Raw genomic sequence first — 14,834 nt, 5'->3', positions numbered from 1 at the left:
GAAACTTTCCGTGATATCAACGAGAAAAGGAGGCGTTTATCATCCAGAATCAACAGGGAATGACAACCCCGCCGCCCGTCATTTCGACAAAGGATCATTTATATTTACAGGATATGCTGCACTGGAATTTGCTTGCGATGAAAAAAGCACGCTTTTTGGCCGACCAGTGCCAAGATATGTCGCTTAAAACAGAGCTTGACCGCGTCGGACAAATGCATCATCACCACTACGGAGTGATTTTAGAGCAGCTCAGGAACAATCAAGCGCAAAATCCGTCGGCATACATGCAATAGGAGGAAATGAAATGAATCAGCAGCAAAACCAGCAGAAAATCGGCAATCAGGAAACACCAGTGCCTAATACGAGCGCGATGAATGACAGGGATTTCGTCAATGAGCTGTTAACAACTGAAAAGTATATGACGGCCTCATATTCCACAGCGCTGAACGAATTGAGCCATGAGTCGCTGTACCAGGCGATTCAGCCGCTGTTCAACGAAGCGCAAAACAGCCAAAGAAGGCTGTATCAGCTCATGTTTCAAAACGGCTGGTACAAAGTGGAGCCCGAAGAGCAACAGAAAATCGCGCAGTCGTATCAGCAGTTTCAATCCACACTTCAAAACCAGTCGCCTTACCAGCAAAACCGATAAAGCGAAAACCAAGCAGAGATTGCTCCAAATCTCTGCTTATTTTTCGGCGCGGTGGGCTTCATTCATTTTTTTGATGCTTTGGATGACTTCTTTGATGTCGCGCTTTGCGTCTGGATATGCTGCATTCCAATGCTTGGCGAGCGGCGGCATGCTTTTGGCGATATGGGTATAGATGATCCACATCTTCACCTGTTCTTTCAGCTCTTCATTCGTTTCCCCCAAAAGCAGCTCCGTATACTTTTCAACGAGTCCGTCCAGCTGCTGCTCGAGTTTTTCCACTCATGACACCCTTTCTTTCCGCTTATTTGTCGGGCATGTGCTGCATTTGCGGCCGCTTTTGTCCGTCGTGTAATATAAGCAGCAGGTAGCCCGTGTCCGATCTTTCACATCGCGGCCGGGGTAAAACCTGTTCAGCGGGTTTTCTGCAGCGCCCTCTTCAAAAAGGTCGGGATGTGCTTCATATAAAAGAAAATGAAAATCCGAGGCGGCCCGTTCCTTCACGTTTGAATCCGCGGTCTCAGTCTGAAGCGTTTCATACATCCAATACAGGTAAATCGCAATGTTTTCCCAGAGGATATGCTTTGAAATCGAGCATGCTTTGCGGCAGGAAGCGATCAATCGGCCGATATGATTCCTGAAGATGTCTTCCGTTAGTGTTTGAAGCGCATTTCTGCGGTTTTCCCCCGCAGGCTCTGCTCCCTCGGCAAAATAAAACGAAGGCAACCATCCTTCATCATCGGGATCAATTTCCCATGATACGGAGGAAGCCTCGGTTGGCAAGCGCTTTCCGTAAACGGTAAACAGGTAGAAATGGAGGGCCGCCAGCATACCGCAGCGCTTGATGATCATGGAAGCGGCGACTTTTGGATTCGGGGCGTTGAGCCGGTCTTTTATATCTTGCACATAGCTCCCTAAAAAATCCTCATCTAATAGCTGGCTGCCTTTGACAGACAATGAGGAGCCGGTCTGCTTCGTTCCCAAGCGAAAACGAAGCAATGACTCAAGCTCCTCTTTGTTCAGATTAAGCATGGGACTCAGCCACCTGCTGTACGATACATCTTCCTCTGCCGTATGGAATGCAGTGCGGCGTTCCGAAAAGCGGATCTTTCGTCACTTCGCAATCCATCTCAAAAACGTCCTGAACAAGCCGGCAGTTGATAATCGATTCCGGCCGGCCTTCCGCGTAAATCTGCTTATCTTTAATGGCCACCAGGTGATGGGCATAGCGGCAAGCGAGATTTAAATCATGAAGCACCATGACAATCGTGCGTTTTTCGTGTTCATTCAATTCAAACAGGAGATCCAGAATTTCGATTTGATGGGTCATATCCAAGTATGTTGTCGGTTCATCCAATAAAATGATATCCGTTTCCTGTGCAAGCGTCATCGCAATCCAGGCGCGCTGGCGCTGGCCGCCGGACAATGAATCGACCGTGCGCTCGGCAAGCTCTTCCATCCTTGTCGCCTTCAAAGCCTTGTTTACGGCTTCTTCATCTTCAGCCGACCATTGCTTGAGCCAGTTTTGATATGGATACCGCCCCTGCTTGACGAGCTGGAGAACCGTCAAGCCTTCGGGTGCAGTCGGACCTTGGGGCAGAATGGCAAGCCCCTTCGCAACTTCTTTCGTCGGCAGCTTGGCGATGGAGCTGCCTTCAAGAAGCACTGAACCGCCCTTTGGCTTCATCAAACGTGCGAGAGACCGAAGGAGAGTCGATTTACCGCAGCCATTGCTGCCGATAAACACGGTGATTTCACCTTTTGGGATCGTTAAGTTTAACTCATCAATAATGATTGTTTCTCCATAACCTAAGCTTAACGTTTCTGTTGAAATGGCACTCATAAATGAAATCTCTCCTTTTATTGGTTTCTGCTTTTATACAGCAAGTAGATAAAGTACGGGGCGCCGATGGCAGCGGTGAAAACGCCCGCAGGCACTTCAACTGGTGCAAAAAGCGTTCTCCCGATGATATCGGCGATCAGCACGAGCAATCCTCCAATCAGCGCAGCCACCGGCAACAGCGCGCCGAACGACGAACCGACAAGCCTCCTTGCGATATGCGGAGCCATCAGCCCGACAAACCCGACCGTTCCTGAAAACGCGACGGCGATTCCGGCAAAAGCCGTGCTCAAAAGCAGGAGCAAAAAGCGATTCCGCTGAACAGAGCTTCCCACACCTGTCGCAAGCTCCTCCCCAAGCGTCTGAATATTGATGTTTCTGGCGGTGATGACACAAATCAGCAGGAGGATGAGCGCAACCGGGATTAAAATATTCACATCCTGCCAGTTGGAACCATATACTGATCCGGTAATCCAAACGTTTGCCTGAGATGTTCTGTATATCGGCCCTTTGATCATAAACAATGTCGTCAAGGACTTGGCAAGCATTGAAAAACCAATCCCGATCAGCACGAGCCGAAAGGTTGAGGCGCCGTTTTTATAGGACAGAAAATAGACGATCATTCCGGCAAGCGCCGCGCCGACAAATGCGGCGACAGGGAGCCAGCTGATGCTGACGATCAGCGCATTGCTTTTATCTGAAAACAGCATTAAAAACAAGACAACAGCGACAGATGCCCCGCCCGTCACACCGATGATGTCGGGGGAAGCAAGCGGGTTGCGGATGAGCCCTTGCAGGATCGAGCCGGCTGCCGCCAGACAGATTCCCGCAAACAAAGCCACCAAAATCCGCGGCATTCTGAAGGACATGATGATCAGCTCATCCGCCGGATCTCCCATTCCGAAAAATGTTTTCGCGACTGTCCCCGGAGAAATAAAACGCTCGCCGATACCGGCGCTAAAGACGATTGCACAAGCTGTCAGCAGCGCCAAGATGATGAATGAAAAAAGCGCCTTTCGTCCGATTAAAAATGAAATGCTTCCTTTTCCAATCCTCAGTTTGCGATAATTTTTCAATTTTGGAACCCCCTTCTCGCAACATACACAAAGAGGGGTGTTCCGATGATGGCCGTCATGACGCCGACCGGCACCTCTTCAGGCATAATCAGGTATCTGGCGCCGATATCAGCGACGACAAGCAATATTGCGCCCAGCACGGCACAATACGGAAGGATCCAGCGGTGATCGTTGCCGACGATATATTTCGCAAAATGCGGTATGACAAGCCCGACGAAGACGATCGGCCCGGCAACAGCGACGGAACCGCCGGCCAGCAGGATAATCGCCAACGCCATCAGCGCTTTGATCAGCCATGTTTTCTGGCCGAGGCTTTTGGCCACATCTTCCCCCATCGTTAAGACATTGATTTTTGATCCAAGCAGAAAGCTGATGATGAATGCCGGAACGATATACGGGAGGACGGTCGTCAAAAGGCTCAGGTCGCGTCCCTGGACAGAGCCGGCGAGCCAAAACAGCGCCTGTTCGAGCGCCGCCTCATTAACTGAAAGCAACCCTTGAGTCAGCGATGAAAACATTGCTGACATCGCCGCCCCCGCAAGCGTCAGCTTCACCGGAGTCAAGCCTTCCCTGCCAAGGGAACCGACAAAATAGACGATTAAAGCGGTAACGGCAGCGCCCAAAAATGAGATCCAGGCGATCACCTGAAGCGAGCCGACATGAAAGAAAAACAGAGAGCAGACAACAAAAAAGCCGGCTCCTGCGTTGACACCGAATATACCGGGCTCAGCCAGGGGATTTTTAGTCATCGCTTGCATCAATGCCCCGGCAACCCCGAGGGAAGCCCCCACAGTTGCGGCAATCAGCGCGCGCGGTAAACGCACGTTTCTAAGCACAAGATGTTCATTGGATCCGCTGAAATCGGTGAACGCCTTATAGGCCATCGACCACGACGTATTCGTATAGCCGTATACGACACTTGCGCAAAGTGCGGCAATCAGAAGCAAAATAAAGGACAGTAGTACGATTGTTCTATATTTATTCGTTCTTAAGAGCATAGATTAAAATTCTCCTAGTCTGACTGGAAACATCTACGGTTATTGTATCAGATATCAATGATCTTGAAAATCATTTTCAATTAACAATTGACAAAATTCCTGCTGAAAATTATGATCATGATGAACAACAACATTCTTTGGGAGGACAAACATGAAAAAATGGACAATGCTTGGTTTCATCGCTATGTTAGCGATTTCACTTCTTGCGGCCTGCAGCGCCGGTAATGAAGACTCTTCAAACGGTGCAGACAATAAAAAGACGATAACCGTTAAACACGCTATGGGTACAGAGGATCAGGTCCCGGCCAATCCAAAAAGGGTTGTCGTACTGACAAATGAAGGAACAGAAGCGCTGCTGAAATTGGGAATTAAGCCTGTGGGCGCAGTCAAATCCTGGACAGGCGACCCTTGGTATCATCATATTAAAGACGACATGAAAGGCGTCAAAGTGGTCGGCCTTGAAGGCGAGCCGAATATTGAGGCGATTGCCGAATTGAAGCCTGATTTAATCATCGGCAATAAAATGAGGCAAGAAAAAATCTACGACAAGCTGGAGAAAATCGCTCCGACCGTTTTCTCTGAAACGCTCCGCGGCGAATGGAAGGACAACTTTTCCCTCTATGCAAAAGCGGTAAACAGAGAAGAAAAGGGCAAAGAAATTTTAGAAGATTTCGATAAAAAGGTCAGCGAATTAAGCGATAAACTCGGTGATCAAAAGAAGAAACGAGTCTCAGTTGTCAGATTTATGGCCGGCCAATCAAGAATTTATTATAAAGATTCATTCCCGGGGATCATTTTGCAGCAAATCGGCTTCAAGTTCCCTGAAAAACAGGAAAAGCTGTTTGCAAAACAAGACGACAAGTTTGCTTTTATGACGGAAAACAAGGAATCGATTCCTGAGATGGACGGAGATGTTCTGTTCTATTTCACATATAAACCTGCGGAAAGCAAAAAAGATGCAGAAACATGGCAAAACGATTGGACAAGCGATCCGCTTTGGAAAAAGCTAAAAGCAGTGAAATCCGGAAACGCGCATGAAGTCGATGATGCCATCTGGACGACGGCAGGCGGTGTAAAAGCGGCTTACCTGTTTCTTGATGATATCGAAAAATACTTTTTGAAATCTTAAATCACAGTAAAAAAGGAGCATTTCCGCCTTGGAAATGCTCCTTTATGATTTTCCGGTATACCGTTTTGCCGTTCCGTCAGGCCATTTAACCTGCAGCTGAAACCGGTCATATCCTTCATCCAGATTAAAGGCTTCCAGCACATGGCGGATGACGTCTGACTGCGAATCGGATTTGGCGATTGATAGCTCGCTCAACACCATCTTCATTTCGTTCAGCGCTTCTTCTCCCTCGCGATCCAGATCGTTCAGCCTGTCGATGATTTCAGCTTCTTCCCGCTCTTGTTTTGCGTAGCTTGCTTCAAATGTATTATGTTTGCCGTCACCGTAGCTCACCTTTAACACAAACCGGTCAAAGGGAATGCTGTTTACATCCGCAACAGGGGCGTCCTTTCCGATTGTTTCCTCGCCTTCCGCCTGCTGTTCGGCAACGGACTGACACCCGTTTAACAAGACGACGGACACAAGAAAACAGGCGATCCGAAAAACGTTCATACAGTTCACTCCTATATGGACATTATTATTAGCTATGTCCAGTTTGCCGTAAACTCATGCAAACAGGAGGAACCTCACTTTTTAAGTCAGCGCTAAAAATGCTTCCGCATCCCGGACAGCCAGCTGAATGGCGTCTTCCCAAAAGCCCCGCTGTGTCAAATCAGCGCCGAGATGCTTCATCGCCAGATCTTCAACCGTCATGGAGGCTGTATCTTTTAAAAGCGCGATATATTTTTCCTCAAACGCGCGCCCTTCTTTCAAAGCCTGTGCATAAATACCGAGCGAAAACAAGTAGCCGAACGTGTAAGGAAAATTGTAAAACGGCACAGATGTAATGTAAAAATGGAGCTTGGAAGCCCAGAAATAAGGATGGTATTCCCCAAGCGCCCCGCAAAACGCTTCTTTTTGCGCTTCTTCCATCAGCTCATTCAGCTTGTCGACAGAGACGACCCCCTTTTTGCGTTCCTCATAAAAGCGGGTTTCAAATAAAAATCTCGCATGGATGTTCATAAAGAAAGCGACGCTCCGCTGTACTTTGTCTTCCAGAAGAACGAGCTTTTCCTCATCTGAATCAGCTTCTTTCAAAGCGGCATCGGCCACGATCATTTCCGCGAATGTTGAAGCCGTTTCCGCCACATTCATCGCATACGCCCTGTTCAGCGGCCTTTCGCCAAGGATGGTTTCCTGGTGAAAAGCATGGCCGAGCTCGTGCGCAAGTGTCGATACATTCGACGGACTGCCGGCGAATGTCATAAATATCCTCGATTGACCGCTGTCAGGGAAGTTGGCGCAAAAGCCGCCTGGACGTTTGCCTCCCCTGTCTTCCGCTTCAATCCATCTGTCCTTGAACGCCTTTTCCGTAAATGCGGACAGCTTTTTGCCAAACTTGTCAAACTGGCTGGTGATAAAACCGGCCGCTTCATGATACGAATATTCCTTTGCGGCAGAGCCGATTGGAGCATCGACATCATACCAGCTCAACCGATCCAAACCAAAAAGAGACGCTTTCCGCAAAAGGTAGTCGGCAAACGGCTGTTTATGATCGATAATGACCTCCCACATCACATCAAGGGTTTCCTGCTTCATCCGGTTGACGTCAAGCGGCTCCTTCAGGACACTGTCCCAGTCCCTTGCCTTATATACGTTCAGTCTGAAGCCCGCCAGGTGATTCAGGGTGCTGCTTAATAAATCGGCGTGCTGCTTCCAGCCATGATCAAGGTTTTCAAATACGGAGCTGCGGATCTTCCGGTCAGGTTTGGACGTCAGATTTTGCGCTTGTCCGACAGACAGAATTTTCGTTTCCCCATCTTCTTCATACGGAATTTGAATTTGATTGATGATGCTGTTGTACAGATCCCCCCAGGCATGGTATCCGTCGACAGACAGCCCTTGAATCAATGACTCCTGTTCGGTGCCGAGCTTTTCGGTTACCCGTGTTCGCCTTTCATTCAAAATATAGGCGATAGCCGAAAGCTCTTCATCCTTCAGAATCGTTTTCCAGTCTTCGTTTGAAACGTCAGCAAGCTTGCTGTCTAAAACGGTCAACACCTTTTGAAACTCTGCAGCCATCTGTGTGATTTCAAAATTGAGGGCGTTCGCCTTTAAATCGGTCGTGTCCTGTGCTTGCAGACAGCCGATATACGCCTGCGCCTCCCTGATTTTCACATCGGTTTCTTCAAAGAGCGCCAGCGCCTCTTTGAGGGCGCCGAGCTCCGTTTTTGATACATACAGGGCTTCCGCCTTTTCTTTAAAAGTGGAGAGCAGTGAGCTGATTTCTTTTAAATATGCCTGAAAGGCTTTAGAATCGCTCCCGCCTTTAAAGAAAACATCGAGATCCCATGTGTCCTTGAGATGATGATATGCCACTTGAAAAACCCCCCTTGTTCGTCATGTTTCCATTATAAGATAATTTTACCTTCCTGAGGTAAAAAAAGCGGCCGGGCCATGAGCAACCGGCACGCTTTTATGATGTTTTTACAGCTGGCGCAGCCGTTTGACGGCATAGCTTGCGGCCGCCAGGCTGACCAGACCGAAGGCGAATAAAAATAGCCCGCTTTTATTCTGCGGTCCGCCTTGAGCGGCCGCAGCCTGATCCGCGCCGTTTTCCACGGACGGATCGGCGATCTTAACGGATTTCAACAGTCTCCCGTCCTCCCCTTTGATTTTCAGCACTCCGTCGCTTCCCAGGCTTTCACTGAGCACTTCGCCTTTCTTTTTTGTGACAAATACAGGGTGTTCCAGTTCAAGGCTTGTCCCGTCCTTGGTCGCAAACCGGCTTCCCTTTTTATATGCGGCTGTTTCAAACCCGTTAAACCCTTCATCCAAAAGCGCTTTTGTATCCTTGTACATCATGTTTTGATGGTCTGCTTTCATCACAACGGCGATCAAATCCAGGCTTCCCCGCGACGCCGTTGTGACAAGGGTGTGCTTCGATTCATCCACATATCCGTTTTTGCCGCCGGTTATCCCTTGATAAGGAATTTCTCCGATCAGCATGCGATGATGGTTTTTCAATGTCGTGTCCCAGGTCTCGCCGTGCCAGGCCATTTGCTTCTGTGAAAAAATGTCACGGAAGGTCTTGTTTCTCATCGCATATTCCGTTATTTTCGCCATGTCTGAGGCCGTCGTGTAATGATCCTTGTCAAACAGTCCGTGGGGATTTGTGAAATGCGTATCTTTGGCTCCCGCACGCTCTGCGACAAACGCGTTCAAGTCGTCGGCAAACCGTTCAACACTGCCGCTTACATGTTCAGCAATCGCCGTTCCGGCATCATTGCCGGAATTCATCAGCAGCCCTTGAAGCAGCCGTTTTAAGGGCACCGTTTCCCCTTCTTCCAGGTAAACGCTTGTCCCTTCCGTATCAGCCGCTCTTTTGCTGACTTTCACACGATCTTTCAGATTTCCTTTTTCGATCGCATAAATCGCTGTCGCAATTTTTGTAATGCTGGCGGGATACATTTTTTTGCCGCCGTTTTTTTCATATATCACCTGTCCCGATTTCGCGTCAATCAATATAGCGGAAACGCTTTGAATACGCGGCTTCTTTTTTTCCCCTGCTTTAGCCGAACCATGAAAAAACATGGTCGAGCATAGTACAATGCAGAAGAGGAGATGTATTTTCGTTTTCATCGTGTCACCCTGCCTTTAATATCAAACTGCTGCGTGAATCAGCAGACTTTTTCTGAAAAATAGGTCTTTTAGCACTTTCTAAATTCTATCAATGTTATCAATCCTCTGGCAAGAACAATTTGTCAACATGTCAAAATAGGAACGGAGGAAACGCTTTGAAAGACAAAACCGCAATCGTAACGGGAGCCAGCAGCGGCTTTGGTTTATTGACCGCATTAAAGCTTGCCGAAACCCATTTTGTGATCGCAACGGCGAGGCAGCCGGAAAAAGCGGCAGCATTGCAAAAACGCATCGCCGAGCTTGGCGCTGAAGCTTCGATTACCGTCACAGCGCTTGACGTCACAAAAGAGCATTCCATTTCATCATTCTCTGAAAAACTTAAAGGTTACGGAGCCGTTGACCTTCTCGTCAATAATGCGGGGACAGCTTACGGGGGCTTTGCCGAAGAGCTGCCTCTAGAGCAGTACAGAAAACAGTATGAAACGAATGTGTTCGGATTAATCGCCGTCACTCAAGCCGTTCTTCCTTATATGAAGAAAAACGGCGGCGCCAAGATCATCAATATCAGCAGCATCAGCGGACGAATCGCTTTTCCCGCTTTTTCGCCTTACGCCTCTTCAAAACATGCCGTCGAAGGATTCTCAGAAAGCCTTCGCCTCGAGCTGCGCCCATTCGGAATCGATGTGGCCGTCATCGAGCCGGGCTCCTATAAGACGGCGATCTGGGACACTTCTTTAGCCGGACAGGTAACTGTCCCTGATGCGGGTTCTCCATACGCCGGATACTTTGCCCAAATCTCGGACTTCATTGCAAAAAACCGCAGGCAATACGGAAATCCCGAAGAAGTGGCCCGATTGATCAGCCGTCTCGCGCAAAAAAAGCGGCTTAAAAAGCTGCGCTATCCGATCGGCAAAGGCGTAGGCCTGCTGATTTTCTGCCACGCATTGCTGCCATGGCGGATATGGGAGTGGGCGGTCGGCAAAAATCTGTTTAAATCAGGTTATTTAAAATAATTATAATTTAGTATTGATTTTAATTTTATATTTGTTATAATATAATTAACAAATGAAAAACACGAGGAGGAAATTTTACATGATCACACAACAACTAAAACAACAAAATCCTGTACTTGAAAACTCAATGAATACAAATTTGTCAAACTGGTTCATCCTCTACACGAAGCTTCACCGCTTCCATTGGTATGTAAAAGGACCGCACTTCTTTACCTTGCATGAAAAATTTGAAGAGCTCTACAATCACGCCGCTGAAACAGCCGATGTCATCGCGGAAAGGCTGCTTGCCATCGGCGGGCGTCCGCTTTCAACCATGAAAGAATATCTTGATCACGGCACCATCTCTGATTCCGGTTCAGAAGAAACAGCATCTGATATGGTATCATCACTGATCAGCGACTACCGGCAAATCCGGACGGAAATTCAGCATACCATTGAACTTGCCGAAGATAAATCAGACCATTCTACCGCTGACCTTTATATCGCCTTAACAGAGGAAATTGATAAGCAAATTTGGATGCTTTCTTCATTTTTGGGCGAGTAATATACAGAAGCCGTGGCAGATTGCCATGGCTTCAGATTGTTGACAAAATCCCAAAATGGCTTTTAGTTTTGGGATTTTGTCATCCTTTCAGCGTGACCCTCAACCCTTGCAGTCTAGGAAGGCCGAGCATCGGAGCACAGCGAATGTTGCAATTCGTGAGCACCGACGCGCAGGCCTGACAACGAATGCGAGGGTTTGTCGACACGCTGAAGCCGTGGCAGATTGCCATGGCTTTCAAATGTTTTAAAAAACGCTCTGATGCCGATATCAAAGTCGGCACGCAAAAAAGCCATGGCACGCGCCATGGCTTTTTTATTTATGATTTACTTTTCGTAAGCTTCGCTTTCAGCGTTTTTTCCTTGCCTTTTCTCAGCACTTCAAATGTGGCGGTCTCTCCCGCTTTTGTTTCCGTATAAAGAATTTTTCTGAGATCGGAAGTCGTTTCAACTTTTGTTCCGTTCATTTTGATGACGACATCGCCCGCCTTCATTCCGGCTTTGTCTGCAGGCGAATTCGGCGACACTTTATCAATATACACACCGGTATTGAGCTGATCTCCAAAGAGACCCAGCGTATTCGTCTGATATTGTTCAGGAACCTGCTGCATATCGATCATTTGAACGCCCAGGAACGGCCGTTCCACTTTTCCTTTTTGCAACAGCTCATCGACAATCGGCTGTACATCATTGCTCGGGATGGCAAAGCCAAGCGACTCGACGCCGGTCTGACTGATCTTCAGGCTGTTGATGCCGATGACCTGGCCGCTGGAGTTGATCAGCGGCCCGCCGCTGTTGCCCGGGTTGATCGCCGCATCCGTCTGAAGGACGTTCATATCCCAATTGCCCTCAGATGTGGAGACTTCGATCGTCCGGTTGACACCGCTGATGATCCCCTCTGTGACCGTTCGTGAAAATTGAAGGCCGAGAGGGTTTCCGATCGCGATCACTTTCTCGCCTGCCCGCAGTTTTGAAGAATCTCCGAAACTTGCAACCTTTTCAACGTTTTTGCTGCTGATCTGCAAAACTGCCAAATCGGTCAGCGCATCACTGCCGATGATCTTGGCATCGGTCGTTTTCCCGTTGTATAAAGAAATCGTAACCTTTGTTGCTCCTTCAACAACATGGTTGTTTGTAATGATATAGGCTTTATCGCCGTCTTTTTTAAAGATGACGCCGGACCCTGTCCCGCTTTCTTCAACATCATCCTCGGAAAAGCCGAAGCTGGCTTGAATATTGGAGACTCCGACAATCGTCGGCTCCAAGTCTTCCACCATATCGGCAACATTGTTGGCGTCTGTCACAGGCTTTGTCGTAAAGTTCTGCGATTGTTTCGGCACCGTCTGTTTGCCACCTGCTGCATCATCTTGATGATCGGCCGGCAGATACGGTGAAATCCCCAATACCAGTCCGCCGCCGATGATGCCTCCCAAAATCGGACTGAGCCATGATGCCTTGCGCCGCTTTTCTTTTGCTGTTCTCGCTTCCCTGCCCTGTTCAAGGGCTGCGGCTGTTTCCTCATGAGCAGGATCCGGCTCTTCATCCGCATCCTTTTGTAAAATCAATTCGGGTTCGTTTGCCGGCAGGCTTCTGCCTTGTTCCTCAGAACCCGCTGTTTGCGGTATCTTTGCCTCTTCTTGCTGAGGCTGTTCATGTTCATTTTTTTGCTCGTCATCGCGTCTAAAGTCCATAAGCGTACACTTCCTTTATTTTTCTTGTCTTCAACGTTCGCAAATGGCAGAAAGCTTTAACACTCACAAAAAAAAAGAGATACCGGCCGTATATGTTTCATTTCATGCAAATTCCTTTCTTCCCTGTTAAGCATCTTATCGAAACATTATGGGATAAAAATGAAAAGAATATGTGAAATTATGAAAATTGACCAGACGTGTGTTAAAACTAGTATAATGACGTAGAAAGGATGTGAACCGACCTTGTCATACACCATTTATCTAGTTGAAGATGAAGAGAATTTAAATGAATTGCTGACAAAATATTTAGAAAGCGAAGGCTGGCACGTCACTTCTTTTCTGAATGGTGAAAGCGCCAGGCAAAAAATCGGCCAGTCACCTCATTTATGGATTCTCGATATTATGTTACCAGATATCGACGGCTATACGCTAATAAAAGAAATAAAAAATGAAGATCCCGATGTTCCCGTCATCTTTATTTCCGCACGGGATGCGGATATCGACAGGGTGCTCGGTCTGGAACTCGGCAGCAGCGATTATATTTCCAAGCCGTTTCTTCCGCGCGAATTGATCATCCGCGTTCAGAAGCTTCTCAAGCTTATATATAAAGAAGACCCGTCCGCAAAGAAAAAAGGAACGGCTGTTTCCGTCTATGAAGTCTTCGAGGATCTGAGGGAAGTCTATGAAAAGGACATGATGATTAATCTGACATCAAAGGAATTCGACCTTCTGCTCCTCTTTATGAACAACCAGGGCCGCGCCTTTTCAAGAGAGGATATTCTCACCAGCGTCTGGGGAGATGATTACTTTGGGACAGACCGGGTTGTGGACGACCTTGTCAGAAGACTGCGCAAAAAAATGCCTGAACTCAAAGTGGAGACGATCTACGGGTTTGGATACAGGATGTTGAAATCATGAAAAATAAATCGCTCGCATTTCAAATCTGGGCGGTCATTTGCGGAATTTTATTAACCGTCTCGATTTTCCTTATATTCTTATTTTCATCGACGTTACGAAACTTTTTCACAGATGAGATTTATACAAACATTGAAAATGAGCAGCACGTCCTGACGGAATACGGATTTTCCGATTCACCCGAAAGGGAATTTGGCGGAGGCAATGGCTCGCGAAGCACGAACCGCTATGTACAGCATGTTCTGCTGCCCGAAAACGGGACGGTCTACCAAAGTCCGCAGATTTTGCCGGATTCGTTTATCAAGAAAGTGCAAAAACTGGGTAAAAAACAGACGGCATCTTCAAAGAGATATTCAGAAAATGTCAATGGCAAGCATGTTTTCTTTGTGCTCAAAAAATTCAGGACCCAGGATGAGACGTTTCTATTATTGTCATATGCGCTTGATTCCTACAGGGATGACTTATCATATACCCTGTTCAAACAGCTTCTGTTTATTTTGATCGTCGTCATTTTGCTAAGCTGGATACCATCGATTTGGCTGGCAAAGTATTTATCAAGGCCGCTTGTGACGCTGGAAAAGCATGTCAAACGGATTTCAAAACAGGATTGGGACGATCCGGTCATCGTCGACAGGGAGGATGAAATCGGAAAGCTCGGACATACCATTGAGGATATGCGCCAGAAACTGATTCAAAAGGATGAGACAGAGCGGACGCTCCTGCAAAACATCTCCCACGATCTGAAAACGCCCGTCATGGTGATCCGCGGATATACCCAGTCAATCAAAGACGGCATTTATCCGAAAGGCGATTTGGAAAACACGATTCATGTTATCGAAGGTGAAGCTGAAAAGCTGGAAAAGAAAATCAAAGACCTCTTGTACCTCACAAAGCTCGATTATTTGCTGAGACAGGAAAGACAATACGGAACGTTTGATATACAAAAGGTGATAAAAGAAGTTGTTGAACGCTTGAGATGGTCTAAAAAAGAACTGATCTGGAAGGTTGATTTTGAAGAGGAAACAATGTTGACAGGCGATCAAGAACAATGGAGCAAGCTGATGGAAAACGTTCTTGAAAACCAGATCCGCTATGCGGAAACACGTATCGAAATCAGCGTGAAATCTGCGAAAACATATACGATGATCATCATCAAAAATGACGGTCCCCACATTGAAGAAGAGATGCTTTCCAGCCTGTACGAGCCTTTTAATAAAGGGAAGAAAGGCGAATTTGGCATTGGGCTCAGCATCGTCAAACGAATTTTGACTCTTCATCAAGCTGATATGACCATTCGAAATGATGAAACAGGTGTTTGTTACACGATATCCGTTCCTAAAAAATAGACTGTAGACGCTGCAGTCT

16 protein-coding genes are annotated in these 14,834 nt (G+C 47.4%); 7 read left to right on the top strand and 9 right to left on the bottom strand.

The genetic code is table 11. From position 1 onward, the window contains the following. The first annotated feature begins 41 nt into the window (after positions 1 to 41). Complete coding sequence (locus M654_RS04770) at positions 42 to 293, top strand: hypothetical protein (RefSeq protein WP_026588689.1); 252 nt, start codon at positions 42 to 44, stop codon at positions 291 to 293. Between the two features lie 11 nt (positions 294 to 304). Beyond that, complete coding sequence (locus M654_RS04765; RefSeq protein ID WP_026588690.1) at positions 305 to 649, top strand: spore coat protein; 345 nt, start codon at positions 305 to 307, stop codon at positions 647 to 649. 36 nt (positions 650 to 685) lie between these two features. Here M654_RS04765 and M654_RS04760 read toward each other — a convergent pair whose 3' ends face one another. Genes M654_RS04760 through M654_RS04740 form a run of 5 tightly spaced genes read right to left on the bottom strand, consistent with a single transcriptional unit; the run spans position 686 to position 4,560 of the window. Beyond that, a complete protein-coding gene (locus M654_RS04760) occupies positions 686 to 928 on the bottom strand; it encodes a YusU family protein (RefSeq protein ID WP_026588691.1) in 243 nt (80 codons plus the stop codon). Beyond that, positions 929 to 1,678, bottom strand: coding sequence for an IucA/IucC family C-terminal-domain containing protein (locus M654_RS04755; protein WP_026588692.1), 750 nt, complete (start codon positions 1,676 to 1,678; stop codon positions 929 to 931). Next, entirely contained in the window at positions 1,671 to 2,489 is an 819-nt protein-coding gene (locus M654_RS04750) for an ABC transporter ATP-binding protein (protein WP_026588693.1), read from the bottom strand. The genes M654_RS04755 and M654_RS04750 overlap by 8 nt, the downstream gene beginning before the upstream one ends. A gap of 17 nt (positions 2,490 to 2,506) precedes the next feature. Next, entirely contained in the window at positions 2,507 to 3,562 is a 1,056-nt protein-coding gene (locus M654_RS04745) for a FecCD family ABC transporter permease (protein WP_035428471.1), read from the bottom strand. Next, positions 3,559 to 4,560 carry a FecCD family ABC transporter permease gene (locus tag M654_RS04740; protein WP_026588695.1) on the bottom strand — a complete coding sequence of 334 codons (1,002 nt, stop codon included), beginning with the start codon at positions 4,558 to 4,560 and terminating at the stop codon, positions 3,559 to 3,561. The genes M654_RS04745 and M654_RS04740 overlap by 4 nt, the downstream gene beginning before the upstream one ends. A gap of 151 nt (positions 4,561 to 4,711) precedes the next feature. Between M654_RS04740 and M654_RS04735 the strand changes: the two genes are divergently transcribed. Beyond that, positions 4,712 to 5,689, top strand: a complete 978-nt coding sequence (locus M654_RS04735; protein WP_026588696.1) for an ABC transporter substrate-binding protein — start codon at positions 4,712 to 4,714, stop codon at positions 5,687 to 5,689. Between the two features lie 42 nt (positions 5,690 to 5,731). On the opposite strand, the gene M654_RS04730 is transcribed toward M654_RS04735, so the two are convergent. The 3 genes from M654_RS04730 to M654_RS04720 form a co-directional block, all read right to left on the bottom strand. Further along, positions 5,732 to 6,181 (bottom strand): YusW family protein, encoded by a 450-nt coding sequence (locus M654_RS04730; protein ID WP_026588697.1) that lies wholly within the window; start codon positions 6,179 to 6,181, stop codon positions 5,732 to 5,734. A gap of 81 nt (positions 6,182 to 6,262) precedes the next feature. Further along, positions 6,263 to 8,047 (bottom strand): M3 family oligoendopeptidase, encoded by a 1,785-nt coding sequence (locus M654_RS04725; RefSeq protein ID WP_026588698.1) that lies wholly within the window; start codon positions 8,045 to 8,047, stop codon positions 6,263 to 6,265. Between the two features lie 108 nt (positions 8,048 to 8,155). Beyond that, a complete protein-coding gene (locus M654_RS04720; protein WP_026588699.1) occupies positions 8,156 to 9,310 on the bottom strand; it encodes a D-alanyl-D-alanine carboxypeptidase family protein in 1,155 nt (384 codons plus the stop codon). 155 nt (positions 9,311 to 9,465) lie between these two features. On the opposite strand from M654_RS04720, the gene M654_RS04715 reads away from it, so the two are divergent. Together M654_RS04715 and M654_RS04710 are read left to right on the top strand one after the other, a co-directional pair. Next, the gene (locus M654_RS04715) at positions 9,466 to 10,323 is read left to right on the top strand and encodes an oxidoreductase (RefSeq protein WP_026588700.1); all 858 of its coding nucleotides are present in this window, start codon (positions 9,466 to 9,468) and stop codon (positions 10,321 to 10,323) included. A gap of 79 nt (positions 10,324 to 10,402) precedes the next feature. Beyond that, complete coding sequence (locus M654_RS04710; protein ID WP_026588701.1) at positions 10,403 to 10,867, top strand: Dps family protein; 465 nt, start codon at positions 10,403 to 10,405, stop codon at positions 10,865 to 10,867. A gap of 316 nt (positions 10,868 to 11,183) precedes the next feature. Here M654_RS04710 and M654_RS04705 read toward each other — a convergent pair whose 3' ends face one another. Beyond that, the gene (locus M654_RS04705) at positions 11,184 to 12,554 is read right to left on the bottom strand and encodes a S1C family serine protease (protein WP_026588703.1); all 1,371 of its coding nucleotides are present in this window, start codon (positions 12,552 to 12,554) and stop codon (positions 11,184 to 11,186) included. A 243-nt stretch (positions 12,555 to 12,797) separates the two neighbouring features. On the opposite strand from M654_RS04705, the gene M654_RS04700 reads away from it, so the two are divergent. Together M654_RS04700 and M654_RS04695 are read left to right on the top strand one after the other, a co-directional pair. Then, entirely contained in the window at positions 12,798 to 13,472 is a 675-nt protein-coding gene (locus tag M654_RS04700) for a response regulator transcription factor (RefSeq protein ID WP_026588704.1), read from the top strand. After that, positions 13,469 to 14,815: a two-component system sensor histidine kinase CssS gene (locus M654_RS04695; RefSeq protein ID WP_026588705.1), complete on the top strand. Its 1,347-nt coding sequence runs from the start codon at positions 13,469 to 13,471 to the stop codon at positions 14,813 to 14,815. The genes M654_RS04700 and M654_RS04695 overlap by 4 nt, the downstream gene beginning before the upstream one ends. The last annotated feature ends 19 nt before the right edge of the window (positions 14,816 to 14,834 follow it).

This window comes from Bacillus sp. NSP9.1 (genome assembly GCF_000465465.2).
Lineage (GTDB): Bacteria > Bacillota > Bacilli > Bacillales > Bacillaceae > Bacillus > Bacillus sonorensis_A.
The sequence above is the reverse complement of the archived record's forward strand: the minus strand, read 5'-3'. Positions and strand labels throughout refer to the sequence as shown.

Excerpts from the sequence above, each read along its gene's own strand:
- M654_RS04710 (WP_026588701.1), top strand. The coding sequence starts at position 10,403 with ATGATCACACAACAACTAAAACAACAAAATCCTGTACTTGAAAACTCA.
- M654_RS04765 (WP_026588690.1), top strand. The coding sequence starts at position 305 with ATGAATCAGCAGCAAAACCAGCAGAAAATCGGCAATCAGGAAACACCA.
- M654_RS04750 (WP_026588693.1), bottom strand. The coding sequence starts at position 2,489 with ATGAGTGCCATTTCAACAGAAACGTTAAGCTTAGGTTATGGAGAAACA.
- M654_RS04735 (WP_026588696.1), top strand. The coding sequence starts at position 4,712 with ATGAAAAAATGGACAATGCTTGGTTTCATCGCTATGTTAGCGATTTCA.
- M654_RS04755 (WP_026588692.1), bottom strand. The coding sequence starts at position 1,678 with ATGCTTAATCTGAACAAAGAGGAGCTTGAGTCATTGCTTCGTTTTCGC.
- M654_RS04705 (WP_026588703.1), bottom strand. The coding sequence starts at position 12,554 with ATGGACTTTAGACGCGATGACGAGCAAAAAAATGAACATGAACAGCCT.
- M654_RS04695 (WP_026588705.1), top strand. The coding sequence starts at position 13,469 with ATGAAAAATAAATCGCTCGCATTTCAAATCTGGGCGGTCATTTGCGGA.
- M654_RS04740 (WP_026588695.1), bottom strand. The coding sequence starts at position 4,560 with ATGCTCTTAAGAACGAATAAATATAGAACAATCGTACTACTGTCCTTT.
- M654_RS04720 (WP_026588699.1), bottom strand. The coding sequence starts at position 9,310 with ATGAAAACGAAAATACATCTCCTCTTCTGCATTGTACTATGCTCGACC.
- M654_RS04730 (WP_026588697.1), bottom strand. The coding sequence starts at position 6,181 with ATGAACGTTTTTCGGATCGCCTGTTTTCTTGTGTCCGTCGTCTTGTTA.